Annotated in this window: 31 protein-coding genes and 1 riboswitch; of the genes, 28 read left to right on the forward strand and 3 right to left on the reverse strand. The window is 38.6% G+C overall.

Translation table 11 applies throughout. The features are described from left to right. The first annotated feature begins 64 nt into the window (after positions 1-64). From J1899_RS01245 to abc-f, 4 genes are all read left to right on the forward strand, one after another. The gene (locus J1899_RS01245; RefSeq protein ID WP_214476977.1) at positions 65-658 is read left to right on the forward strand and encodes a TetR/AcrR family transcriptional regulator; all 594 of its coding nucleotides are present in this window, start codon (positions 65-67) and stop codon (positions 656-658) included. Between the two features lie 42 nt (positions 659-700). Continuing rightward, positions 701-1,261, forward strand: a complete 561-nt coding sequence (locus tag J1899_RS01250; protein WP_214478712.1) for a GNAT family N-acetyltransferase — start codon at positions 701-703, stop codon at positions 1,259-1,261. Positions 1,262-1,393: 132 nt separating this feature from the next. Then, on the forward strand, positions 1,394-1,522 hold the full coding sequence (locus J1899_RS22690) for an RAxF-45 family protein (RefSeq protein ID WP_257298990.1): 129 nt from the start codon (positions 1,394-1,396) through the stop codon (positions 1,520-1,522). A gap of 145 nt (positions 1,523-1,667) precedes the next feature. After that, positions 1,668-3,542 carry a ribosomal protection-like ABC-F family protein gene (gene abc-f / locus J1899_RS01255; protein WP_214476979.1) on the forward strand — a complete coding sequence of 625 codons (1,875 nt, stop codon included), beginning with the start codon at positions 1,668-1,670 and terminating at the stop codon, positions 3,540-3,542. 67 nt (positions 3,543-3,609) lie between these two features. On the opposite strand, the gene J1899_RS01260 is transcribed toward abc-f, so the two are convergent. Continuing rightward, the gene (locus J1899_RS01260) at positions 3,610-4,032 is read right to left on the reverse strand and encodes an SRPBCC family protein (protein WP_214476981.1); all 423 of its coding nucleotides are present in this window, start codon (positions 4,030-4,032) and stop codon (positions 3,610-3,612) included. A 179-nt stretch (positions 4,033-4,211) separates the two neighbouring features. Between J1899_RS01260 and J1899_RS01265 the strand changes: the two genes are divergently transcribed. From J1899_RS01265 to J1899_RS01330, 14 genes are all read left to right on the forward strand, one after another. Beyond that, on the forward strand, positions 4,212-4,784 hold the full coding sequence (locus J1899_RS01265; RefSeq protein ID WP_246586549.1) for a GNAT family N-acetyltransferase: 573 nt from the start codon (positions 4,212-4,214) through the stop codon (positions 4,782-4,784). A gap of 12 nt (positions 4,785-4,796) precedes the next feature. Beyond that, positions 4,797-5,225 carry a hypothetical protein gene (locus tag J1899_RS01270; protein WP_214476985.1) on the forward strand — a complete coding sequence of 143 codons (429 nt, stop codon included), beginning with the start codon at positions 4,797-4,799 and terminating at the stop codon, positions 5,223-5,225. A gap of 234 nt (positions 5,226-5,459) precedes the next feature. Then, on the forward strand, positions 5,460-6,038 hold the full coding sequence (locus J1899_RS01275) for a TetR/AcrR family transcriptional regulator (protein WP_214476987.1): 579 nt from the start codon (positions 5,460-5,462) through the stop codon (positions 6,036-6,038). A gap of 24 nt (positions 6,039-6,062) precedes the next feature. Continuing rightward, positions 6,063-7,517: a DHA2 family efflux MFS transporter permease subunit gene (locus J1899_RS01280; protein ID WP_066451821.1), complete on the forward strand. Its 1,455-nt coding sequence runs from the start codon at positions 6,063-6,065 to the stop codon at positions 7,515-7,517. A 143-nt stretch (positions 7,518-7,660) separates the two neighbouring features. Then, on the forward strand, positions 7,661-8,401 hold the full coding sequence (locus J1899_RS22525; protein ID WP_246586550.1) for a DUF5071 domain-containing protein: 741 nt from the start codon (positions 7,661-7,663) through the stop codon (positions 8,399-8,401). A 61-nt stretch (positions 8,402-8,462) separates the two neighbouring features. Further along, a complete protein-coding gene (locus J1899_RS01290) occupies positions 8,463-8,927 on the forward strand; it encodes an NUDIX domain-containing protein (RefSeq protein WP_214476989.1) in 465 nt (154 codons plus the stop codon). A 17-nt stretch (positions 8,928-8,944) separates the two neighbouring features. Then, positions 8,945-9,502, forward strand: a complete 558-nt coding sequence (locus J1899_RS01295; RefSeq protein WP_214476991.1) for a histidine phosphatase family protein — start codon at positions 8,945-8,947, stop codon at positions 9,500-9,502. A 17-nt stretch (positions 9,503-9,519) separates the two neighbouring features. Further along, positions 9,520-9,861, forward strand: coding sequence for a hypothetical protein (locus tag J1899_RS01300; protein WP_214476993.1), 342 nt, complete (start codon positions 9,520-9,522; stop codon positions 9,859-9,861). Further along, complete coding sequence (locus tag J1899_RS01305) at positions 9,858-10,262, forward strand: hypothetical protein (protein WP_214476995.1); 405 nt, start codon at positions 9,858-9,860, stop codon at positions 10,260-10,262. Before J1899_RS01300 ends, J1899_RS01305 begins: the two co-directional genes overlap by 4 nt. 84 nt (positions 10,263-10,346) lie before the next feature. Continuing rightward, positions 10,347-10,787, forward strand: a complete 441-nt coding sequence (locus J1899_RS01310; protein ID WP_214476997.1) for an Rrf2 family transcriptional regulator — start codon at positions 10,347-10,349, stop codon at positions 10,785-10,787. Positions 10,788-10,897: 110 nt separating this feature from the next. Next, positions 10,898-11,797, forward strand: coding sequence for an NAD(P)/FAD-dependent oxidoreductase (locus J1899_RS01315; RefSeq protein ID WP_214476999.1), 900 nt, complete (start codon positions 10,898-10,900; stop codon positions 11,795-11,797). A 571-nt stretch (positions 11,798-12,368) separates the two neighbouring features. Then, complete coding sequence (locus tag J1899_RS01320) at positions 12,369-12,746, forward strand: GntR family transcriptional regulator (RefSeq protein WP_214477001.1); 378 nt, start codon at positions 12,369-12,371, stop codon at positions 12,744-12,746. Beyond that, positions 12,746-13,615, forward strand: coding sequence for an ABC transporter ATP-binding protein (locus J1899_RS01325; protein WP_066451000.1), 870 nt, complete (start codon positions 12,746-12,748; stop codon positions 13,613-13,615). Before J1899_RS01320 ends, J1899_RS01325 begins: the two co-directional genes overlap by 1 nt. Beyond that, entirely contained in the window at positions 13,608-14,213 is a 606-nt protein-coding gene (locus J1899_RS01330) for an ABC-2 transporter permease (RefSeq protein ID WP_066450999.1), read from the forward strand. Before J1899_RS01325 ends, J1899_RS01330 begins: the two co-directional genes overlap by 8 nt. A 113-nt stretch (positions 14,214-14,326) precedes the next feature. Here the strand turns inward: J1899_RS01330 and J1899_RS01335 are convergent, their stop codons facing one another. Together J1899_RS01335 and J1899_RS01340 are read right to left on the reverse strand one after the other, a co-directional pair. After that, positions 14,327-14,791, reverse strand: a complete 465-nt coding sequence (locus J1899_RS01335; RefSeq protein ID WP_214477004.1) for a FixH family protein — start codon at positions 14,789-14,791, stop codon at positions 14,327-14,329. Between the two features lie 15 nt (positions 14,792-14,806). Next, entirely contained in the window at positions 14,807-16,174 is a 1,368-nt protein-coding gene (locus J1899_RS01340) for a PepSY-associated TM helix domain-containing protein (protein ID WP_214477006.1), read from the reverse strand. A 269-nt stretch (positions 16,175-16,443) separates the two neighbouring features. Here J1899_RS01340 and nikA point away from each other — a divergent pair, with 269 nt between their 5' ends. The 10 genes from nikA to sda all read left to right on the forward strand — a co-directional run bounded on the left by nikA (position 16,444) and on the right by sda (position 25,128). Further along, positions 16,444-17,925 (forward strand): nickel ABC transporter substrate-binding protein, encoded by a 1,482-nt coding sequence (nikA, locus tag J1899_RS01345; protein WP_425515001.1) that lies wholly within the window; start codon positions 16,444-16,446, stop codon positions 17,923-17,925. Continuing rightward, positions 17,925-18,869, forward strand: coding sequence for a nickel ABC transporter permease (gene nikB / locus J1899_RS01350; RefSeq protein ID WP_066450977.1), 945 nt, complete (start codon positions 17,925-17,927; stop codon positions 18,867-18,869). The genes nikA and nikB overlap by 1 nt, the downstream gene beginning before the upstream one ends. Continuing rightward, positions 18,869-19,717, forward strand: coding sequence for a nickel transporter permease (gene nikC / locus J1899_RS01355; protein ID WP_066450975.1), 849 nt, complete (start codon positions 18,869-18,871; stop codon positions 19,715-19,717). The genes nikB and nikC overlap by 1 nt, the downstream gene beginning before the upstream one ends. Beyond that, entirely contained in the window at positions 19,714-20,529 is an 816-nt protein-coding gene (locus J1899_RS01360) for an ABC transporter ATP-binding protein (RefSeq protein WP_214477008.1), read from the forward strand. The genes nikC and J1899_RS01360 overlap by 4 nt, the downstream gene beginning before the upstream one ends. Continuing rightward, entirely contained in the window at positions 20,510-21,268 is a 759-nt protein-coding gene (locus J1899_RS01365; protein WP_151575600.1) for an ABC transporter ATP-binding protein, read from the forward strand. Before J1899_RS01360 ends, J1899_RS01365 begins: the two co-directional genes overlap by 20 nt. 30 nt (positions 21,269-21,298) lie before the next feature. Beyond that, positions 21,299-22,645, forward strand: a complete 1,347-nt coding sequence (locus J1899_RS01370; RefSeq protein ID WP_214477010.1) for an MATE family efflux transporter — start codon at positions 21,299-21,301, stop codon at positions 22,643-22,645. 98 nt (positions 22,646-22,743) lie between these two features. Beyond that, on the forward strand, positions 22,744-23,406 hold the full coding sequence (locus tag J1899_RS01375; RefSeq protein ID WP_214477012.1) for a cobalamin B12-binding domain-containing protein: 663 nt from the start codon (positions 22,744-22,746) through the stop codon (positions 23,404-23,406). Next, on the forward strand, positions 23,393-24,499 hold the full coding sequence (locus J1899_RS01380; protein WP_214477014.1) for an ATP-binding protein: 1,107 nt from the start codon (positions 23,393-23,395) through the stop codon (positions 24,497-24,499). The genes J1899_RS01375 and J1899_RS01380 overlap by 14 nt, the downstream gene beginning before the upstream one ends. A 47-nt stretch (positions 24,500-24,546) precedes the next feature. Further along, positions 24,547-24,903, forward strand: coding sequence for a hypothetical protein (locus J1899_RS01385; RefSeq protein WP_066450951.1), 357 nt, complete (start codon positions 24,547-24,549; stop codon positions 24,901-24,903). An 81-nt stretch (positions 24,904-24,984) separates the two neighbouring features. Continuing rightward, positions 24,985-25,128: a sporulation histidine kinase inhibitor Sda gene (gene sda / locus J1899_RS01390; RefSeq protein ID WP_246586650.1), complete on the forward strand. Its 144-nt coding sequence runs from the start codon at positions 24,985-24,987 to the stop codon at positions 25,126-25,128. 191 nt (positions 25,129-25,319) lie between these two features. Further along, a riboswitch (TPP riboswitch) is annotated at positions 25,320-25,429 on the forward strand. Positions 25,430-25,451 lie beyond the last annotated feature (22 nt).

Genomic DNA, 25,451 nt, shown 5'->3' on the forward strand with positions numbered 1-25,451 from the left:
TTATAACATCTGATTTTAAATAATACAATCGTATTATAAAAACAATTTATGATAAAATAAAACTATGCCAAAAATAGTTGATCATAATCTAAGAAAAAAACAAATTGCTGAAGCGTCATGGAGGGTTATTCTTGAACAGGGAATGGAAGGAGCAACAGTCCGGAATATAGCAAAAGAAGCAGGGCTCTCATTAGGAGCATTACGTCACTATTTCTCCACTCAAGATGAACTGCTTGAATTTGCGATGAAGCTTGTTATGGAACGAGCAACAGAGCGAATAGAAAAAATAGCTGTAAAAGAATTACCTCCAAAAGATATGATATTGCAAATCCTGATGCAGCTTGTCCCAACAAATCCCGAAACACTGGCTGAAATGGAAGTGTGGTTTACGTTTATAAGCTACGCAAGACATAAGCAAGTGAATATGGATCTTCCACATGATAGGATCTATCAGGGAATGACCAAGCTTATTCGATCAATGGACCAGTTAAAACTGTTGCGTAAAGACTTAAATATCGATCTGGAAATTGAACGGTTGTATGCATTAGTTGATGGGGTCGCCATACATGCCTTAATGGAAAAAGAACGAATGAACCAAGAAAGAATCTATGAGTTATTTGTGTATCATTTAAATTCAATTTGGGTGGTGGAACAATAATTTATTTCAACATGATGTGATTATACAGGAGGAATTCGTGTGATGGATTTGAGTATAAAACCAACTATTATAGGTGAGGCAGTCATCTTGAGACCGTTTAATCTGGATGACTTTCCATCTATTGAAGAGTGTTTAAAGGACCCTGAAGTTTTAAAGCTGACGGGGAGCAGTGCTGATTACGACAGAGAAGCAGTCATAGAGTGGTATAGCACTAGAAATGAGCAGAAGGACCGGCTTGATCTTGCCATTGTGGACAAGTCTCTAAATATAGCAGTAGGGGAAGCAGTTATCAATTTATATAATGAGAAGGATCATAGTATGAATTTTAGAATTCTGATCGGTCCAAGAGGGAGAAACCGTGGACTGGGATCCGAAGCCACTCAATTATTGATTGATTATGTATTCCAGAATACAAATTTAAATCAAATTACCTTGAGTGTATTTGATTTTAATCCGAGAGCAAAGAAAGTGTACGAAAAGGCTGGATTTGTACTCGAAAGTATCGATCAAAACGACCTGGAATTTGAAGGAGAATGGATTGATTCCTTAAATATGGTGTTGAGCAGGGAACGATGGTCTGACCGGTCTGACCGGTCACTGTGACGCCCCGAAATGCCTCGAAACGCCCCGAAATTCCCCGCATTTTGTCGATTGTTAATTTAGAGAAAAGTTTGAAAAAATGTATAGGATTTATTATAATAGTAATAATTCTATTTTGAACGGAGGTGGGGAAGGATGTTGAATCAAGCTGTTTTAGTGTGCGGTTTTTGGAATGAGTTTTTGTATTTTAACCGTGCTAAATTTGCTGTTGAAGTTGTTAACGGGACACGTCTGTCCAATTTTAACAACTTAATAGCAAGCTAAAACAGTGAAAACATCTCTAACCCACTATTTATAACTGGCAAAAGAGGGGCGTTTCATGCTCCTCTTTTTTTTGTTTTAAAATTTGTATGAGATCCATGGGTGTTTTCTGTCCCCATGGTTTTTTGTTATTTAAGGAGGAAATAAGATGATTGCATGCAGTGTAAATGGAGTTAGCAAAATGTATGGCGGAAGCGTCATTTTTGAACATATATCATTTGAAATTCAAGAGCAGGAACGGGTCGGATTAGTTGGCAGAAATGGTAGCGGAAAGACGACATTATTAAAATTATTATCTGGTGAAGAAACCCCAGATCATGGGCAGATACATTGGAGAAAGGGATCTCAAATTGGATACTTGGCACAAATCCCAGATTTTCCAAAGGAATTAACAACGAAGGAAGTATTAAAGACGGCCTTTTCAACTCTTTTACAAACAGAAGAAAAAATGAAAGAGCTGGAGAATCATATGAGTAATCCTGCAAACAGTGATAGGCTGGAAAAACTTATCCTCGATTACGGCCAGCTGCAGGATGAGTTCATGTTAGCAGGCGGATACGAAATAGAAGCGAGCATTGATAAAATCATCCATGGCCTTCAGATTTTACATCTGCAGGAGAAGCCATTCGCTTCCTTGAGCGGAGGAGAAAAAACAAAGGTTGGTTTAGCTCTGATGCTGCTTCAAAAGCCGGACTTTTTAATTTTAGATGAACCGACTAATCATTTGGATTTAATGGCAGTTGAATGGCTGGGGCATTTTCTGAAGGACTACAATGGAACGATTGTGGTGGTCTCTCATGACCGATATTTTCTAGATGAAGTCGTTAATAAAATTTTAGATTTAGAAGATGGAGAGATTCAGTCTTATCCAACAAACTTTACTGATTATATGGTGAAGAAGGAAGATCGGCTGCTGCAGGAGTTTCGTGCTTATGAAGAACAGCAAAAGAAAATAAAGAAGATGAAAGAAGCGATTAAACGGCTCAGAGAGTGGGCAAACCGGGCAAATCCCCCAAATGAAGGTCTCCACAAGCGGGCGAGGAATATGGAAAGAGCATTGGAAAGAATGGAAAAATTGAACCGGCCAGTGTTAAATCGCAAGAAAATGAACCTTGATATGGACTCTTCTGATCGCAGCGGGAAGGATGTAATCAGTCTGAGAGAGGTATCAAAAACATTTGGAGGGCAATTGCTTTTTAATCATGTCAATTTACAGATCTCATATCAGGATCGAACGGCTATTATTGGCGAAAATGGAACAGGGAAATCTACTTTGATTAAGATGATTCTTGGCCAAATGGAAGCAGATGCAGGAGAAGTGGTAATTGGCAGCAGTGTGAAATTTGGTTATCTGTCACAGCATATTTTTTCTGACATTGCAGATGAAACCGTTATGGATATATTCCGCAACGAGGTAAGAGTGACAGAAGGTGAAGCGAGACAGATATTAGCAGGATTTTTATTTTATGGTCATATGGTTTTCCGCAAGGTTTCCCAGTTGAGCGGGGGAGAGCGAATGAGACTTCGGTTAGCTCAGCTGATGTACCAGGATACGAATGTCCTTGTTTTGGATGAACCAACAAACCATCTTGATATTGAATCACGAGAAGTGCTGGAAGACTCTTTGGAGAAATATAAAGGAACAATTCTAGCCGTTTCACATGACCGTTACTTCTTAAATAAACTGTTTGATAAGGTATATTGGATTGAATCACAGGAAGTTCATGGATTTGACGGGAATTACCAATGGGCTAAGCAAAAAATGATTGAGAAAAGAAGCCGCATTCAGCAGGTAGCGATAGAGAGAGAGAAAACTGTTCCACCCAGGCAAAAATCAACTAAACAGAAGAATATAAAGGTCAATAATCTGGAAGAGGTGTTAGAAGAAGTAGAGAAGAAGATTTCTGGGGTAGAAGAAAGGCTGGCAGAAGTTCAGGATTTAGAAATTTTGCAGCAATTGTTTGCAGAGAAGGAGAAGCTTGAGCAGCAGTGGGAAGAACTCTACGAACAAGTGATTGGCTAGTATGCTTTAATATTGGATTAAAAATAAAAGGCTCAATCTGGTGATTGAGTCTTTTCCTATAGAAGAATTAGTTGCTGTTTTCAGCATAGTTTTTAAAGTTATCTAAAATGGCCTGCCATCCTTGCTGCTGAAATTCAACTGGATGAGTGCTCTCGGCATCAAAGGTTTCAACGATCTTGGTTTCGTTTCCGTTTTCTTTAAAGTGTATTTGAACCGTTCTGCCATCACCCATTGTATAGGCGATTCGTTCGTGTAATACAACTTCATCATACACTCCGCCCATGTCGAAGCCAGCGCTTCCATCCTTTGCTTCCATTCTGGAAACAAAGCTTCCTCCAGCTCGAAGGTCGTTTTCAGCGAATGGAGTGTGCCAATCAACAGAGGCACTATTCCAGTTTTTAATATGGTCTGGTTCTGTCCAACACTTCCAAACTTTTTCAATTGGTGCATGAACATTTGTTTCCACAGTAACTTTGTTAGAGATCTGCATGTTTTAGCTCCTTCAAAATGTTTTATTTTGCAGCAAAAACTTGGTGAAAATCTATTTATTATTATAAGTGAATATTTATATTTTCACTATTAAAAATTGTCTTAAATTAATAAACTAATGCTAAGTTTATGGTGTTAAACTATAAAGGTAAATCATACATTGAAAAAGGAGATTCTACAGTGAAAATCAGTGCAGAGTATTTCCCAATAATAGAAACACCAAGATTAAGATTAAGGAAAATAACAGCAGAGGACGCGAACAGTATTTTAGTTTATCTTTCTGATGAGGATGTTATGAAATATTACGGATTATTACCTTTTACATCTGTAGACGATGCGTTAGGTGAGATCGCTTGGTATCAATCCATACAAGATCATCAGACCGGTATGAGGTGGGGCATTACCCTAAAGGAAGAAGATGTTATTATAGGAAGCTGCGGTTTTCATAACGGAGTTGCAAAGCATTTTCGAACAGAAATTGGTTTCGAACTAAGTAAAGCCTATTGGGGCAAGGGAATAGCAGCAGAAGCAATCAAAGCAGTCGTCAGTTACGGCTTTGACCATATGAACATCAATCGAATTGAAGCACTAATTGAACCAGCAAATCAGCCTTCGCAAAAAGTGGTAGAAAAAATAGGCTTTATAAAAGAGGGGCTGTTGAGAAACTATGAATATACAAACGGGAAATTTGATGACTTATACATATACTCTCTATTAAAGCGGGATATAAGGACAGATTCACAATCATTCTAATAAAGGTGATCTATGAAAAAATTAATCATAATATGCTTGGTCATGCTCTTAATCTCTTGTCAGGCGCAAAAGACCAATGATAGCTCGCTTTTGACTGAAGAAGAAATCGTTTCGGCCTTCATTGAAAATGGAATTAATTTAGAAGAAGCAGACAGTACAAAAGGGGATGTTTTTGGCTATAAGTTAAATCATGTGAAACCAGCTGTCTATAAGCTAAATGCTAAAAAACTCTATATTTTTGAGTTTAAATCAGAAGAAGCATTGAAAAAAGGACTGAACGATTTTGATGATCAGACCGCTGCCATGAATTTAGTTTCATTCCGCACCTATGAAAAGCAAAATATATTGATCTTTTACTTACATGAACAAAATTTAAGCTCAAAGGACATTCCTTATGAAAAAGAAATACAAGAAACACTAGATCGTATGATAGAGGGTTAGAGCCAAAATGTTTTTAGATGGTTCTGCCCTTTCCTTTTTTACCAGCTGTAATCCTCTGTATGTCCACAAACGAATGAACATTTCAACTTACTGCTTACATTCATTTAATATTGTGTTTAAAGAAAATGACCATTGTAAAGATTTTATAAATAAGCGAGCATTCAAATTGACTCTATAAAAATAATTAGTTAACATACTCTAGACCGGTTGCTATATTTTTGGGGTGAATGAAGGATGAAGGGCAAACAGAATACAAAGGATATCATCTTGCAAACTGCTACTCGTTTATTTCAGCGTCAAGGCTATAACGGAACAGGGCTTAATCAGATTATAGAGGAAAGTGGTGCGCCAAAAGGCTCCATTTATTATCATTTTCCAAATGGCAAAGAAGAAATTGCCATTGAAGCCATTTCTATGATGAGAAAGCTTGTGTTGGAGGGAGCTGAGAAGGACTTATCTGGAAAAAGTTCAGCAGCAGAGGCATTCGAATATTATCTCGATAATGTAGCCGCTATTTTTGATGCAAGAGAGTGTATCGATGGATTATCAATCGGATTAATTGCATCGGAAACAGCGTTTACACATGAGAGGCTTCGTTATTCATGTGAAATGGTTTTCAAAGATTTTCAGACTCTATATGCCGGGATCCTAATGCAGTATGGATTTAAAAGAGAAAGTGCAGAAGAGATAGGAATCACCATAGCCGCAATGATAGAAGGGGCATGCATTTTGTCGATCACGTATCAAAATGGGAATCCTATCCGGAGGATCGCAAAGCAGCTGTCGTTGCTGTTAAAAATGAATCAAGAATGACATATAGGGGGAAACAGAATGGATATGGGTAATACACAGCAAGTGAAAACGGGAGAAATCAATATTGGTGATTTGCGTGTTGTGCCGATCATCATCTCATTTGTTGTAGCAGGTTTTATTGGCTTGTTTAGTGAAACTGCGTTAAATATGGCCTTAACAAATTTAATTGGGGATTTTGGTATTCATGAAACGACTGCACAGTGGCTAACAACTGGCTACTTATTGACTTTAGGTGTACTTGTACCAGTTTCAGGGTTAATTATGCAGTGGTTTACAACAAGACAGCTATTTATCACGTCACTAATTGCTTCAATTATTGGGACGTTTATCGCAGCAATCGCACCGACTTTTGCTATTTTAATGGTTGCCCGTGTCGTGCAGGCAATCGGGACAGCTTTATTGCTGCCGCTGATGTTTAATACAATGCTTTTAATTATACCGCCGCATAGACGTGGCCGTATTATGGGTGTTATTGGTCTGGTCATTATGTTTGCTCCAGCCGTTGGCCCAACGATTTCAGGTATTATTATCAATAACTTAACTTGGCATTGGATTTTCTGGTTCTCACTTCCGTTATTGATTGGTGCTCTTATTTTTGGCTTATTCTTTATGCAGAATGTTGCAGTTCCTACAAAACCGAGAATTGATATTCTTTCTATTTTACTATCAACACTTGGGTTTGGAGGAATCGTGTATGGATTCAGCAGTGCTGGTGAAGGCGGCGGCTGGGGAAGTCCAACGGTGATCATTGCCATTTTTGTTGGAGTAATTTCTTTAGTTCTATTTTCGATCAGACAAACGAAGATGGAAAAGCCAATGCTTGATCTGCGAGCTTTTAAATATCCAATGTTTACAATTGGATTGCTGTTAATTCTTGTTTGTATGATGGTCATGTTATCAACAATGATCCTTTTACCGCTATACTTACAGACATCACTTGCTTTAACGACGTTTGCAGCAGGGTTGCTTCTTCTTCCAGGAGGAATCATCAATGGAATCCTGTCTCCAGTCATGGGTGGTTTATTTGATAAGTTCGGTCCAAAATGGCTAGTGAAAATTGGGATTGTGATTTTAGCAGGAGCCATGTTTGGATTCTCAACGATTACAATGGAAACAAGTTCTGGATTTATTATTGGTCTTCACATTGTTACAATGGTGGGAATCTCTATGATAATGATGCCAGCTCAAACAAACGGCTTAAATCAGCTGCCGCGTGAGCTTTATCCTGATGGAACAGCCATTATGAATACATTGCAGCAAGTTGCTGGTGCGATAGGAACGGCCATCGCCATCTCTATTATGTCTTCAGGTCAAGAGTCATTTATGACATCTGTAGAAGATCCAGCTAACCCTGTCAATCAGCTTCTTGCATTTACTGCAGGAGTTCAGGATGCGTTCATCTTTGCCATCATTATGGCGATCATCGGATTCGTCATCTCACTATTTGTTAAACGTGTAAAAGTTGAACATCAAATGTAATAGAATGCTAAGACAGCCTCACTATTAAATTAGTTAGGCTGTTTTTTTGCCTAATTAGAAATTAGAGGAAGAATTATGTGTTAATATCGTAATATTCAGATACAAAAGAAGCAAAGAACTTAAGATGGGAATGGAGGTTTTCAATGAACTGCTTATGCAAAACGGGAAGTACTAAGGAAATTAAGGTTGAAGGCGATAGTGGAGCAGATCCGATTTGGTGCAGCAGATGCGGCTGTAATTTAGATCTTGAGGAATTGCCTATTTCGGATGCTTTAAAAGATGAATTATCTTCATGGAGCTTGAAATATGGAGAGTGGATTGATTGGGAAACTGAACAATTCCTTCCTAATGGTGTGCAATTGGAGGAAGTGTTTAACGAAAGTGGCGTCTTATTAACAATGCAGTTGATTGAAGAACTTGGAGATAGATATATCGTTCAATATGTAGCATCTAATTATCGGGTCTTATCAGAAAGAGACACTGAAAATGAAATGGTTCAGCGGCTGGATGATTACTTGCCAAGACACAAGCACGACTTTGAAAGAGTAACTAAATTAAATAATCTGGATAGAAATGAGTTGCTCCCCTTGCTGCCTTCTCTCATGGAATGGATGCAAGACATCAATTGGCCGATTGCGCGTGAGGTTGCGCAGCTGCTGTTAACATACCCAAAGGATATTATCCATCTTATTAAAATTGTTTTAACAATCAATGATGAACCTTGGAAATACTGGTGTTTGGAGTACTTGGTTAAAGAAATGCCAGATGATCTGAGAGCAGATTTTAAAGATGATTTATTATGTATAGCAAAAAGACCTACGGAAAGTGAAAAAGATGAGGATCTGGATGAATTGGCAATCGAAATATTAAGTACTTTAGCATGATGTCACTCTCTTTTTGTTTTAAATAGACAGAATATAATATTTGATAATAGGAGATGATCAAATGGGCATTAGAAACTCAGCAAAAGCGATAATCATCCAAGATAACCGCTTACTGGCAATTAAAAAACGCGATGAGGCAGGAGGGTATTATATACTTCCAGGCGGCGGCCAGGAATTTGGAGAAAACCTTCATCAGGCGTTAAAAAGAGAATGTATTGAAGAAATCAATGCAAGTGTAGAAATTGGAGAGTTGCTTTTTATCCGTGAATATATTGGGAAAAATCATGAACATGCCCATTTTGATCACGAGATTCAGCAGACAGAATATATGTTTTTATGCAGGATTTCAGAGGACAGTAAAGAAATAGGAAATGGAATCAATCCTGACGATGGCCAGATTGGTGTAGAATGGCTGAATATATCAGAGTTATTGGAGCATCAATTATACCCGCAGACCATGCGGCAGTTCATCATGAACTATTCTGCAGGCAAACAACAGCCTGTTTACTTAGGAGATATAAACTAGTTTAAGAGAGGAAGCAGATGGAAACGACGACTCAATTATATTTAGTCAGACATGCTCATTCTGACTATACACCTGATGAGCTAAGAAGGCCGCTATCTGTGCGTGGTTATGCAGATGCGGTTCGAGTAACAGAAGTTTTAAAAGGGGAAAGAATTGATTATGTTTACTCAAGTCCCTATAGACGGGCTTTGCAGACAGTGGAAGGAATTGCAGAATACATAGGCAAAGAAATACTTATAGAAGAAAACTTTAAGGAAAGAACCTTATCTGCCCACCCTTTAGAAGACTTTCAGGCAGCTATTGCGAAGGTTTGGAGTGATGAGGATTTTTCCTGGGAAGGCGGGGAATCCAATCGGCTTGCTCAGCATAGAGGCATTACCGTTACAAAGGAGCTGCTTAAACGGCATCCAGGCCAGAAAGTGGCTGTTGGCACACATGGAAATCTGATGGCGCTGATCATGAATTATTATCATAAGGATTATAGTTTTGATTTTTGGAAGAGGCTCGACATGCCTGACATATATAAACTCACCTTTTCCGGTGAGGATCTTATAAACATAAGAAAAACGCAATGACTGTGAGGAGTAAAGAGATGTTTGTGAAGGTGTATGAATATTATATTCAAGACGATAAACAGGAGGAGTTTTTAGATATCCAAGAAAAGGCCAGCAGAATATATGGCAGATATCTATTATTCCATACACAGTACTTACAGAGTAATGATGATCCCACAAAGTGGGTAGAAATAACGAGATATAATGATGAGAAAGAATACGTACAAAGTCTTGAGTTAATTAATCAGCATTCAGAGATCCAAGCTTTATTTAAATCCTTCCAATCTGTCCTTCTTACACCTAAAAGGGAGATACGAGAAGAAAATTATACAATTAGAAAAGAGATTAGCAATACTAAAGAAAAAGGACGGATGACATGAGCAAGCATCTTGGACAGAATGAGGAAATTCGTTTTACTTTGCCTACAGACTGCGGGAACTCACCGAAAAAGAAACTGATCCAAGAGATCATAGTGGCAGCTGCTCGTAAGGATTCATCCTTTATTTTAGAGTATTGTGATGAAGCTCTTTGCTGGAAGATTGTAAATAAAGTAAACCTTCAAGGCAAAGAAAAGGCCGGAGCATATTTACAAAGCAATATGATGATATCACAGCTGGAATTATTATCAGTAATTACACATGGTAAACACGCGGCAGCACATGGTCAACTTACATTAGCAAATGGAGATTCCTATTCTTTTTGCCATGTCATTGATTTTATCAGTGCGGGGAAAAATGTGCTTAAGAATGTTACGTCCTATGTAATTAAGCTGGATGAATAGTGAGGATTGAATTCGTATGATTGACGGTCAATTTTAAATAGGATATTATAGATACCGTAAGTCTATAATTAGAAGGTGAGTTTGTTGAAATTTTCAAAAGCAACTAATTACGCATTACACTCAATGGTTTTTTTAGCTGTTATACCATCTGGGAAAACAATTGGAGTAAAGTCGCTGGCTGAAGTCCAGAAAGTATCGCCTACGTATCTATCAAAGGTGCTGACAAACCTGGTCAAGGCCGGTTTTGTAGAATCTGTAACAGGTGTAAACGGCGGATATAAGCTAATTAAGGATCCGAAAGAAATTACTTTTTTAGATGTGATTCAAGCAATTGAAGGCAAAGCATCCTTTTTTCAATGCGGCTTAGAAAATAACATCCATGATCGCCGAAATTGCATGATTGAAAACGTCATGAATGAAGCGGAGCAAAAAATGGAAGAGCATTTAACGCTGAATACCATTGCAGGGGTAGCTGAGAAAGTAAATGCCGATATGATCACGCATATTCACACAGCAGCAAACTAAATTTTTTTCTTCTAATTATAGACTATAAGTATCTTTAATATCTTTTAAAGAGTGGTCAAAAACAGCATTTGATATCAGCTTAAAAAATTAACGAATGAGGTGGCGTAAGTATGTTAGAGTGTATCATTATTGGCGGTGGTCCCGCGGGATTAAATGCAGCATTGGTTTTAGGAAGAGCAAGAAGACAAACTGTACTGTTTGACAATAACGATGCCAGAAACAAGGTGACACACGAGTCGCATGGCTTTATAACAAGAGATGGTGTAACACCTAAGGAATTCAGAGAAGCAGCGCATAATGATATTCGTAAATATCCTTCAGTAAAAATTAAGAAGGAAACAATCATTGAAGTATATAAGGAAGAGAATGGACTAATCAATGTGAAGACTGCAGATGGACAGATCATCACAAGTAAAAAACTTATTTTTGCAACAGGATTAAAAGAGAGACTCCCCAATATTGAAGGTGTTAGGGCGTTCTATGGAAAAAGTTTATTCAGCTGTCCATATTGCGATGGCTGGGAACAAAGGGATCAGCCACTTGTGCTAATTTCAGAAAATGCACATGCTGTCCATATGGCAAAAATGATTTATCAGTGGAGCAAAGATTTAATTATTTGTACGAATGGGAACAAAACGATCTCAGATGAAGATAAATTAGTATTTGAGCGTAAAGGAATTCTCGTGAGGGAAGAAAAAATAGCCCGCTTACACGGTACGGATGGCAAGCTTGAAAAGATCATCTTTGAAGACGGCCATGAAATTTCAAGGACAGGCGGGTTTGTGACAACTGAACTTTATCAAGGGAATCAGTTTGGAGCTTCGTTGGGCTGTGCGTTAAATGAAAATGACGGAATCATTGTGGACACTTTAGGAAAAACAAACATAAATGGCGTATTTGCTGCAGGGGATACATCGTTCTCAGGACCTTCACAGCTGATTATTGCAGCAAGTGAAGGAGTACGCGCAGCGGCTGGTGTGAATAGTGAGCTGACGATGGAGGAGTTTTAATTCGTTTGGGCCAGAGCAATAATAGAAGGACGGCACAGGATGAGGTATATCATCTTGTGCTTTTTTTGTACGTGGAGTCTTCTTGTTATTACTTAAATATACAAAACTCCCACAGTCATGTACTCGCTTTCCGGCTGGGCGGGTGCTGAGCATAAGCAGAGTCTCGCACTCTATCGTTTCGACCAATAGTTATAGTATAGATACTTTCCGAAAACGGAAGAATCACAAATGATGCGCATAATAAACGGAAGAATTCCGCTTATATCGTAAAACCACTTAAAATGAGCTTAAATAGACGGAGAAATTCCGTCTAACTGACCGAAAACCATGCAAATGGGCGTTTTTTTTCAACATAACCGGAAAATCTCCGCTTATTTCGCCTCGAAATAGCCCGATTCCGTAAATAAGGGTAAAATCTCCGCTTATTTCACTGTCTTATTCAAGAAACACATCTACCAAAAAAACTATCGCTCAGAAAAGAACAGCCAACTTTTTAAAAAGAAGGGTTGATTAATTGTATATATTGTATATAATGTATATATAAACAATATATACAATAAAAGAGGTCGTTATGCAAATTATCATTTCAAATAGCTCAAAGCAGCCCATATATGAGCAAATTTATGAACAGCTGAAAACGAGTATCCTTTCGAATGAATTAGAAGCAGGACAGTCGCTTCCTTCTATGCGGCAGTTAGCAAAGGACTTAAATGTAAGTCTTATTACAACAAAGCGCGCATATGAGGAGCTGGAGAAGACCGGGTTCATTTATTCAATAGTCGGAAAAGGCTCTTTTGTGTCAGAGCAGAATAGTGAGATGGTGAAAGAAGCAAAGATGAAGGGGATTGAGGAGCAGCTGCTTACTGCCATTCGAAATAGCAAAGACATTGGCATCAGCCTTACAGAATTAAAAGAACTACTGACGATTCTTTACAGGGAGGAAGAATAATGGAAAACATTATAGAACTTAAAAATGTTCATAAATCATTTAAAGGGTTTGACATTAAGAATTTTTCGATAGCTGTAAAAAAGGGGTTTGTCACAGGATTTATTGGAGGAAATGGAGTTGGGAAATCAACAACCATTAAAATGATTATGAATTTGCTGCAGCCAGACAGCGGGACGGTTTCTGTTTTTGGCTTGAATTATAAAGAGCATGAAAAAGAGATTAAGCAGCGAATTGGATTTGTTTATGACGAAAACATTTTATATGATCATTTGTCACTAAATCAAATGAAAGATATTGTGAAACATGCATATGAGAACTGGGATGATCATCTTTTCAACCATTATGTAGAACTATTTGATTTGCCGCTGAAGAAAAAAATTAAAACCTTTTCGAAAGGAATGATGATGAAAGCATCCCTCACGATGGCTTTATCACATCATGCCGAGCTAATCATTATGGATGAGCCAACATCCGGATTAGATCCAATTTTTAGACGAGAACTCCTGGAGATCCTTCATCAGCTGATGCAAGACGGTGATAAAACGATCTTCTTTTCTACACATATCACAACAGATTTAGACATGATTGCTGATTATATTACCTTTATTCATAACGGCGAGCATATCTTCACAAAAGATCTGATTGAAATTGAAGAAGAGTATGCAATTGTTAAAGGCGGATTGGAGCTTTTAGATAGAGAAATAGAGCAGGAATTTTTGGCAGTTCGCAAATCGAATTACGGTTTTGAAGCTTTAACAGCCAATAAGGGAAGAGCAGAAGAGGTCTTTGGGGATATGGTGATTATGGAGAAGCCTACATTAGAAGACATTATGTATTACACAAAGAAAGGAGCGGAGCAGCATGTTTAGTTTAGTTCGGAAGGATCTTATCTTGCAGAAAAGTTCTATCCTGCTGTTGCCGGTTTTGTGTGCATACTTAGCATTTAATACATCAATTTTATGGATTGGAATTGTTTTTAGTATCGTTATATCATTAAACTCTTTTTCAACAGATGAGAAGTCGCCAATTCATATTCTATTTAACTCACTTCCATATACAAGAAAAGAGATCGTTACTTCAAAATATATCAGTGCGTTCATTTTTACAGCAGTGGTTGCGATCGCTATCTTTATAGGAAATTACTTTATCAATGGTATGATTGTTGATTGGAAAGTGTTTGTACTAATGTTTGGTATTGTCCTAAGTGTCATTTCAGTTATTTTTCCGCTCTCTTATAAATTTACAAGCAACCAGCTATTGATGGTATCACTTGTGTTGTCGGGCATCTTTTTAGTGGCGGTTAATTTTTTCGTTAAAAATTGGATTGATCAGATTCGAGCGTTTATTGGATGGCTCCTTGCTTTGGAGGGAAATCAGATCTATTTTATGATGGCGGGTGCTGTTTTCATTTTATATGCAGGTTCGTGGCTTTTATCGATGTATATATATAAGAAGAAAGTATTTTAAGAGCGTGGTGTTGTCCGCGCTCTTTTTTGATAGTGTTGCAGTGAACTGGTCCCCTGGCAATTATGCGTTTGGCGCAAAAAAGCCAGGAGAACCGTCCTCCTGACTTTCCTGACTTAGTGGTGGTGACCGCCTGTGTCGCCTTCTTGTTTAATGCAGTTTTGAAGGGCATCCAGGTCGCTTTGTGATAGTTCTCCGACAATGAATTGCTTTGTGGGAACGATCATGGAACCGGCGCTGCTGGCATGGACTTTTACATAGTAGAGACCATCCTGGTCAAATGGTTTGCTGAGGCCGAATGTACCATCTCCCAAGTTTTCAGCTTCTTCCATACCGTAATTCAAAGATCCGTCCTGCTTCCAGATTTCTAAGTGAACGAAATCCGGGTTTTCTATAGTTTCTCCACCTTGAGTGAGTTGAACCTGGATTTGCTCAGATTCCTCTTCTGCAAAATACTCAGGTATCATAATGTCTGCTTCAAGAGGAGATTTTTGCTCGTATAGTTCAGCAACATTTTCATCAAGTGAGCAGGCGCTTAGAAAAAGAGCTGAAAGGATAAAAACACCAAATATTCTTTTCATAGATATAATCTCCCTTTACGCATTCAAAAATCTTTTTATAGCAGGAATCCTTTGGATCACAAGCAGGTCGAGCAGCCATACAATGACCAGTGACAGGCCGACTAGCGGGAAGATAATCCCTAAACCTATGAGTGTAAATAGGAAAAGCTTCTTATTGAAGATTTTAGGAGCTTTAGGTGCACCCATTTCTTTTTTAGGCTTGCGTTTTAACCATAAATATAAACCGCTTAGGACGATTAATATAATCCCCAGACAGATAAATAAGCTAATTAACTGGTTGATGAGACCAAATTCTGTTCCTTTATGAAGTGTAATACCAATGGCAATGACTTTTCCCATAAATCCATAGTTGTCATAACGATAGTCTGTTAATACAGCACCGGAATACTGATCAATATGCATTGTTAATTCGTCTTTTGCTTTTGGAGGGAAAGCTGATAAGGTATACACACCTTCTTTTGTATTCGGAATACTAATGGTGTAGCTTGGATGAAGACCCTCTCTATTGGCGATGGATACGACTTCATCTATTGAGACGGGAACATAGTCCTGAATATCGGACTGCGGGACTTCTAAATTTTCCGCTGCCCATGGAACATCTGCAATATCTTTTGTTTTTACGATCGATTCAGGTCCGCTTCCTACCCAAACAGAAGGAGGATATCCTGTACCAGTATTTGTAACAATGGTTTGAAAGTTAGTGCCCCAGAAGCCGGACCAAGGCAACCCTGTCATAATGAGAAATAACATTCCAGCTGAGATCCAAACAGCCGGAACAGCGTGAAGATCTCGTCTAAAGATTTTTTTCCCTTTATTAAATCGAATGAACAGCGTGCCAAGAAGGCCGGTCTTTTTCCGTGGTGCCCATAAGAAAAAGCCGGTAACGATTAATACAACTGCCCAGCATGCCACTAGCTCCACAACACGATCCCCGATTGTGCCGGCCATTAGTTCTCCGTGGAACTCTTCAATTTTATCCATTATACGATCTTCATTATTAAGTGATCCAACCAATTCACCTGTATAAGGATTAATAAAAGCCGTGTATGTTTCATCATTCATTGACACGGTTGCTTCACTTGAACGTGTTTCGCCTTCTCCAGGACGGTAAGCTGTAATCAGCCCATTTGGATATGCTGCTGATACAGATGCAAGCTGCTCTGTCGCAGGAAGCTTGTCCCCTTGTTCTTCAACCACATAGTAATCTTTGTACATCGCTTGTTCAATTTGAGGAGCAAATAAGTAAATAGATCCTGTAACCGCCAGGATAACAAGAAATGGTGCAATAATAATGCCGGCATAAAAATGCCAGCGCCAGACCGATCTATATAATGAAGCATCTGTTTGTTTTTTAGAAGAACTTGTCTTCGTTATTTCGCTCATTGGACTTTTCTCCTTCAATCATAGTAAGTGCTGAAAAAAGCGTAAAACAAAAATGTGATAAAAATATGAAGTTATTAATTATGGCAATGTGAAATATTATACATGAATAAAAATAGAATAGAAAAGAGATTAAAATTTTCCTTGATAAATCGTAACGATTACGATACTATTAGAATCGTAATTATTTCGTTTTGGAGGTTATCGTGTTGAATACATTTTACATAAAGAAAAAATGGATGAGTTTAGTGATCTTAATTATATGTGCAGTTATGCTCACGGCATGCGTGGGCACCTCTTCAGAAGAAGGAGAAGAAGATGGAGAGAAGAATATTCACTTCTTATATAACTTCTCAACCAATTCACTTGATCCGCATGTAGATTCTAGTTATGTTCCTATCAGAGCAGGGATTACTGAAACACTAATCCGCTTAGATGAAGAGAACTTAAGCATCGAACCGTGGCTGGCTGAAAGCTGGGAAGGTGAAGATGGTGAAAACTGGACAATCAAGCTTCATGAAGGCATTAAATTCCAGAACGGAAATACAATGGATGCAGAAGCGGTTAAAAAGTCCTTAGATCGAGCATTAGCAGAAAATGTAGCGATTCAGAATGCATTAAAAATAAAAAGTATCGAAGCAGATGGTCTTACACTGCAGATTACAACGGAGCCTTTTCCAGAGTTTATTTCAGAACTAGTGAACCCAAATGTTTCTATTATTGATGTGACGGAAGAAGATATTGTTAACCATCCGATTGGCACAGGACCTTTTAAGCTTACATCATTTTCACCGGGCAGCAAGCTGGAACTAGAGCGTTTTGATGATTACTGGGACGGAGCATCAAAATTAGATACTGTGACATTCTCTTTTAATGAAGATGCAAATGCACGCTCGTTAGCACTGGAATCAGGTCAGGTTGATATTGTTTACCGTCCTGAAGTAGAAACTTTAGAAAACCTGCAATCTAATGAATCAATTGAAGTAGAGTCAACAGCAACATTCCGTGTTCACCAAATGACAATGAATGTTCAAAGAGAAGGTTTAAAAAATGTTAATGTCCGCCGTGCTGTCGACGCGTTAATTGACAGACAGGGAATCGTTGATGAAATTCTTCTTGGGCATGCTGAGGCTGCTACTGGGCCGTTCTTGCCTTCACTTCCGTTTGCACCGGATTATGAAGAAAAGCAGCAAGGTGCTGATGTAGCCGTTGAATATCTAAAGGAAGCTGGTTATACAATGCAGGATGGTGTAATGCAAAAGGATGGAGAGCCACTTAAGCTAACTCTTCTCACATATCCTGCGAGAGCAGATTTGCCGCTGATTGCACAGGTGTTCCAATCAGATGCAAAACAAATTGGCATTGAAGTGGAAATTAGACAAATTGAAATTCCGGAAGAATATATGGCTTCAAACCGTGATTGGGATTTAGCTACTTACAGTAATTTGACAGCACCACGCGGAGATGCTGGATATTACTTGAATGCTACTTACCATCCAACAGGAGCATTAAACTTTAGCGGAGCTGATGAGCCAGAACTGACAGCTATTATTGATGAGCTGAATCAAGCGGTAGACCAAGATGAGCGTTCTGCACTAGCCGAGCAAGCTGCTGACTATGTGAATGAACAAATGATTAACTCGTTTGTGCTGCATCCTTCTACCATTGTTGCTTATAATAAGGACAAAGTGGCAAATTGGGTAACAACCAAAAGTGAGTACTATATGATTAACAATAAGTTGGATGTGAAATAATGTTTAAAATCATCACCAGGAAATTCCTTGAAGTATTAATATTCGTTTTATTTATTACGTTTGTTAGCTTTCTGTTCATTAGGCTAGCCCCTGGTGATCCAGTCTTAACTATTCTAAATGTAGATGAACTTTCAGTAAGCCAGGAGCAGGTAGAAGCTCTTAGAACTGAAATGGGATTCGATCAGCCAGTTCTCGTCCAGTACGGGCTCTGGCTTTTGAATTTTATCCAATTAGATTTTGGCGAATCCTTTGTAACAGGACAAAAAGTGATGGACATGATTGCTGCTGCTTTACCTGCTACTATAGAGTTATCGTTAGGTGCGATTGTTGTCATGCTGCTGGTCGCTATTCCTCTGGGCTCCCTTTCGGCTCTATATCGTGATCATTGGATCGATCATGTCAGCAGAATTCTATCAATTATTGGAGCGGCAATCCCTAGCTTTTGGCTTGGGCTTATTTTCATTCAGCTCTTTGGAGTTAAGTTAAATTGGTTCCCAACGATGGGAAGAGACGGAATCATGTCTTTATTTCTGCCATCTATCACATTAGGTTTGGCAATTTCGAGTGTATATGTGCGTCTCCTTCGTTCTAGTTTGCTTGATTCGTTTAGCCAGGAATTTATTCGAGCAGCACGTGCACGCGGATTGTCGGAAGTCCGGATCTTTTTCATGCATGCATTCAGACATAGTATTCCGCCTGTCATTACTGTTTTTGGTGTGAGCTTAGGGAGTTTAATCGGCGGTGTTGTTGTTATTGAAGTCATCTTTTCCTATCCTGGTTTAGGAAGTCTTGTTGTCGAAGCGATTCGGCAGAGAGATTACCCCTTAATTCAGGGATATATATTGGTGATGGCTATGATTGTATTTGTCGTAAATACATGTGTTGATCTCTCGCTTCGCTACTTAAACCCTGAGATCAGAATGAAAGAAATGGAGAACAAATAATGAAGTTGTTGTATGCTCTTGCGCAAAAAAAACAAAAAGGAAAATGGCAGCTAAATTTGCTCAAGCTTCTGCTTGTCGTTATTGTGCTTGTTTGTCTTTATACCTTCTTATATTTACAGCACGATGCAACATTAACCAATCTTGGCGAAAGGCTGCAGGACTCGAGCTGGGAGCATCCGCTGGGTACCGATCATCTTGGCAGAGATGTTTTGACAAGGCTTCTGTTAGGCGGACAGCAGACGATTGGTTATAGTTTATTTGCGCTTCTGGCTGCCCTGCTCGTTGGAATTCCCATCGGCCTTATATCAGGGTATAAGGGTGGTGTCGTTGATCGTATTTTTATGAGAATTGCGGATGGGTTTTTGGCATTTCCAGATACGATTGTAGCGATTGTGCTTAGCGGTTTGCTTGGTCCTGGGATTGGGAACTTAATGCTTGCCATTGTATTGGTCAAATGGGTGAATTACGCGCGGCTTGTCCGCAGTACTGTCATGATTGAGTCTAAGAAGGACTATATTTTAGCAGCTCGCACAAATGGATTATCTTCATTTAGCATTATCAAAAAGCATATGATTCCTCATATTGTAGGGAATGTCCTTGTCATGGCAAGTTTGGACCTAGGGAAAATCATTTTATTAATTTCTTCCCTCTCCTATATTGGTCTTGGTGCACAGCCGCCAGTTCCAGAGTGGGGCACAATGCTGAACGACTCAAAATCACATTTCCAATCACATCCTGAATTAATGATTTATCCAGGTTTAGCGATCGTACTTGTCGTATTAATTACAAATATGCTTGGAGATTATTGGAGAGATCGCTTTGATGTTAAAAAGGAGATGCAAGGATGATTCTATCAATTGAACAATTAAATGTCAGCACGAAGGAAAAACAGCTTGTTCATAATGTCTCTTTGTCCGTTCGGAAAGGGGAATGGTTCGCCTTAGTGGGTCAAAGCGGGAGCGGAAAAAGCGTGTTGTCACAGGCTATAGGACAGATGCTGCCCGCAAACTTAAAGGCGAATGGAACTATTCAGTTCATGGATCAAAACATGCTGACTTTAGACAGGAAGCAAATGAAAGATATTCGCGGCAAGCGAATTTCATATATTTTTCAGGATTATCATGGCTCTTTTACTCCTTTTCGAACGATTGCTCAGCATTTTCAGGAGTATCAAAAAGCACATGGCATCTCAAGTAAAGAGAAACGAAAAGAGAATGCCATTGAAGCGCTAGAATCAGTCGGATTGGATGCATCTTTTTATAAAAGGTATGCATTTCAGCTTAGCGGAGGGCAGCTTCAGCGTGTTTCAATCGCCTTAGCGCTTATGCTCTCACCAGAACTTGTGATTGCAGATGAAATCACGACTGCTTTGGATAGTGTTTCAAGTCATAAAATTCTGCAGTTATTAGCTCAAAAGCAGAAGGATACGGGCTGTGCCATTCTTTTTATTACGCACGATTGGCGTCATGTTAGGCGCTATGCCGATCGTCTGGCTGTCATGAAGGATGGCCAGATTATTGAAACGGGCGGAAAACACCGTATACTCGATCATCCGAGACACGAATATACCCGTCAATTGATTAAAGCAGCTCCTATCTTAAGCAGCGGGCTGCGTTCAGGTTTAGAAGAGGAGAAAAAACATGAACCTACTTTCAGTTAAAGATCTAGTTAAATCCTATAATGGAATAAACGCCGTGGATCATATATCATTTGATCTGAAAAAGGGAGAATGTCTTGGCCTTGTCGGCGAAAGCGGCTGTGGAAAAAGTACACTTTCACGCTGCCTGCTTCGGCTGGAGAGTGTAGATGCTGGTTCAATCACTTTTAAAGACAAGGAAATTCAAAATTTAAGCCAAAGTCAGCTTCGGCCAATTCGTAAGGATATACAGATTATTTTTCAAAATCCTACAGCAGCCTTAAATCCCCGCTTGAAAATAAAGGATTCCATACTAGACCCATATCTTCAATACCAAAAGGAGTTATCATTAACTCATTTTTCTTTTACGTCAAAGGATCAGTACGTCAATCAGCTTTTAGAAGCGGTTGGATTGCCTAAAGGGATGGGAGACAGATATCCGCATGAAATCAGCGGCGGACAGCGGCAGCGTGTGACCATTGCAAGGGCCATCAGTATTGAGCCTGAAATGTTGATTCTTGATGAGCCAACTGCTAGTCTTGATGTGATCACGCAAGCGGAAGTATTAGCTTTACTGGCAGAGCTTCGTCAGCAATTACAGCTATCTTACTTATTTATTTCACATGACTTAACAGCTGTTAATCAATTAAGCCAGCAGATTATGGTGATGAAAAAAGGAAAAATAGTCGATCAATTTCCTGTTTCTCAACTATTTTCAGAGGATCGTCATTCGTATACAAAGGAATTAATTGAAATATTTTAAGGGCATATGTCCATCGGAGGATTAAATAGAATGGAAATGCGGAAATCAGCCGTTTCAAAGGGTTTACAGACGACTGTCACTCATCAGGAATATATTAAACTGGCCATTCCGCTGATTATTGCAGGGATTTCAACACCGCTGATCGGAGCTGTTGATACTGCTGTAGTAGGGAGGATGCCTGATCCGGTGGGGATAGGTGCTGTATCTATCGGTGCAGTTATTTTTAATACAATTTACTGGATGCTGGGCTTTTTAAGAGTAAGTACAACAGGCTTAACAGCACAGGCAATCGGTGCAAATGATAAGGAGGAATCTGCCTTATCATTTTTGCGTCCTATGGCCATAGCACTTGGTATTGGTCTTATTTTTATTATTCTGCAAGGTCCAATTCTGTATGTTTCTCAAAAGTTATTAGGCATCCAATCTGAAATAGAGTCATTGACCTCTGCGTATTTCTCCATAAGAATCTGGGGAGCGCCTTTTGCACTTTTAAATTATGTGTTAATTGGGTGGCTGATGGGATTAGGGAAGGTCAAATTATCATTAGCTACACAAGTATATATGAACATATGCAATATTTTATTGGATCTCTTATTTGTACTCGGTTTTGGAATGGGTGTAGCGGGAGTGGCGATTGCTACGTTAATCGCTGAAGTCAGCACCGTTTTCATAGGACTATATTTTGTACTAAAGATGAAACAAATCGACATTAGTTCCGTTCGCTGGAAGCTGATCTTAAAGAAAGATGCATTTATGAAAATGCTTATATTAAATAGAGATTTATTTTTAAGATCTATTTGTCTATTAACCATGACAGGTGTTTTTACAGCGATGAGTGCCAGAATGGATGAAGTGGCGCTGGCAGCAAACAGTATTTTACTGCAGATCCACTATATAATAGCCTATCTGATTGGAGGATTTGGAAATGCCTCTAGTATCCTGATTGGCAAATCCATTGGCAGTCAGCAAAAAACCTTGTTCAAACGAACACTTTCGCTTTCCTTTACATGGGGAGCTATATCTGCAGGCGTGTTAGCGCTCGCCGTTTTACTTTTTGGCGAACAGCTTTTATCCTTTTTTACAAACATTCAGGAAGTAAGAATTCAGGCTGCCTCACTTTTAATCTGGATGGTGGTATACCCAATTGTGGGCTTCTGGAATCTTCAGCTGGAAGGTGTGTTTTCAGGAGCGGCTGAAGCAAAATATGTGCGCAATAGTATTTTTATGGCGCTCATCATGTTTCTGGTGTATACCTTTGCTGTCCAATCAGCCATGACACCGCATCAGCTGTGGCTTTCGTTTATTATTTTTACGTTAGGCAGATCTCTATTTCTAGCGATGTCAGTTGGGAAGTTAGAAAGATTAAAATTCAAATAGAGGATTTTTATGAAAATTCCATAATCTATCAAATTCTACTAGTAGATGGTACTTTCTTCTGTTAAACTGATGATAAAAACGGTAAAAGAGTGTTTGCAATGCAAGAAAAAATAGTAAAGGATTTAGCAGGTTTAATGCTAAAAGGAGACGAACACGGCACATGGGTTGAAATATCAAAATTGATTGATGAAGGATACGATCGTCTATATATTTATGAAATGCTATTAACGAAAGTAATGAGATACATAGGCGAGCTTTGGGAGGAAAACGAAATTTCTGTGGCAGAGGAGCATATTGCATCCAATGTATGCAGTTTTGTGCTTTCTAAAGTAGGAGAAAGTGCTGCGGTCGAAAAAAAGAAGTCTCCAGGCAAGGTAATGATGTTTTGCATAGAAGGGGAAGAACATAGTCTAGGTCTAAAAATGGTCCACAATGTCTTTAAAGAACATAGCTGGGATATACGCTTTTTTGGATCAAATCTTCCTGTACATGATGCAGTTGTATTTGCAAATAAGTGGAGACCAGATGTCCTATGTATCTCAATATCTATCGTGTATAATCTTCCGAATCTGATCCGATTGGTGGAGCAAATTGACCAATTAGACTATCAGCCGAAGATTATAGTTGGAGGGAGAGTATCAACCATGTATCCATTAAATGATTATCTTAAAAGTAAAACTGTGGTGCTGAAGGATTTGGTTGAGGTTAATGATTGGCTTGTGAATAATAGGATTAGCAGCAGAGATTATGTCGGTAGCTAAGAACTATATTGAATCTGTCCCTTTCCCATATTTTATAATGGATGAGCAATTAAAGATCCTGGGAGTATCTGACGAAGTATTTCAGCATTTCCCGCAAGCGTCCAATTTTATGGATTTGGTTGACTATGGAAGTATAAAAAAGGTCGAAAAGTTTATGAAATCTAACGTCGGCCAAACGAAGATTGAAATTAATATGCTGACGAAGCACCAGCCTATTACCCTTTTTGATGTATATATTCAATGGGATTCAGAAAAGAAGTTAAATGTTTTTTGTATTGAAAAACAAGAATTTGTTCATCAGGTCCAATCATTTGTAACAAAGCTGGAAAAACAGCTGAATAACGAAAACCTTACAATTGCTGAGAAACAGGATGAACTCGAACACTCTTTAAAAAGAGTGCAGCAGCTTCTTATGCAGCATGACAATCTATCGAATGTTAGTAAGTTAGTCAGTCACATTGCAGATGAATTGAAGAAGCCCTTAACAAGTATCAGGGGTTTTTTACAATTGCTTAAGCCGCATTTAAGCTCGATTGGCAAAGAGCATTATGCAAATATAGCATTAGACGAAATCAATCAGGCAAACAATCTTATCTACCAATATTTGAATACGACGAAACCAGCTACTCCTAACAAAACCCAATCCAACCTGCAGAAAATGATTACTGAAGTGGTCCAGCTGACAAATGCAGAATCAAAAAAGATCCATTGTGAAGTAAAGTATGTAAAAGAACATATTCTGCCTGCTGTTAATGTTGATGTGAAGCAGATGAAGCAAGTCTTCTTAAACATCCTGAGAAACGGGATGGAAGCGATCCAAAATAGCAAAAACAGAAACAATGGACAAATTCTCATAAGAACGGATTTAACAGATGATGCCATTAGTATCTCATTTGAGGACAATGGAATCGGGATGACACAAGTAACCATTGCAAACCTTTTCACCCCATTTTTCACGATGAAAGAGAAGGGAACTGGAATTGGATTGGCTGTTTCACTGCATATTATCAATATGCATGGAGGCACAATTGAGGTGAAAAGTGAAGCAGAAAGCGGCTCGCAATTTACCATTATTCTGCCTATAGATATGTAAGGATCGTAAATGCAGCTCCGGAAATGCTATTGATAGAGGTGATAAGGATGAATGATGATATAATTATTGCAAACATCATAGAAGATGTCATGAAGGATACATATCTTGCCTACCCCGAACTGATGGAGCGATTTGGAGAACGGGGCAAAGAAAAGTGCAAGGAAGATAACGGGCATCACTTTAAAAATCTCGAAACAGCTTTTTCTGTCAATGAACCAAAGATTTTCCTCGATTATTCACACTGGCTTAACAATGTGTTAACGAGCAGAGGAATGAAAACAGAGCATATAATTGATAATTTTGAGAGAATTTATTCTAAAATTGAAGGCCAACTATCAGCAGAGCGAGAGGAATTTTATCGGAAAGCCCTTGTCCTCGCACTTTCATCTTTGAAGGAAATATAAAAATTTACTTTGTACTGTTACAGAACAAAATGTAAAATATAAGGGTAAAACTGTGTCAAAGGGGTAAGGTTTGTTTTGAAAATGTCAAATGAGGAATTAATCGAAGCCTATCAAGATGCAATAAGACTAGAACTTGATGAAGATTTTATTGCAATGCTAGCAGAAGAGATGATAAGAAGAAACTTAAAAACTACGAAAAAAAAACCAGTTGAAATGAAATCATAGCATCTAGCAAAGCAGTGTTCCAATGCACTGCTTCTTTTTTTTGCGTATATATATGTTCTAATATCAACTTAGGCATTGCTGGAAATACATATCGAGCCAATTGAAGGTTGAATGAAGCACCTATAAATCTTGAAAAAAAGGTGGAAACCTTTTTAATTTATGCTAAAATATGTATAACAGTTTTATAATAAGATTCACACTAGGGGATCCCTTGATAAGGGCTGAGAATAAAGTAGTTACTTTTAAACCCTCATAACCTGAACAGGTTCGTACCTGCGTAGGAAAGTGGCGCTATCATTCATACATTTGCGCTTATTTAAGCG

Source organism: Cytobacillus gottheilii, assembly GCF_018582665.1.
GTDB classification, from domain to species: domain Bacteria; phylum Bacillota; class Bacilli; order Bacillales; family Cytobacillaceae; genus Cytobacillus; species Cytobacillus gottheilii.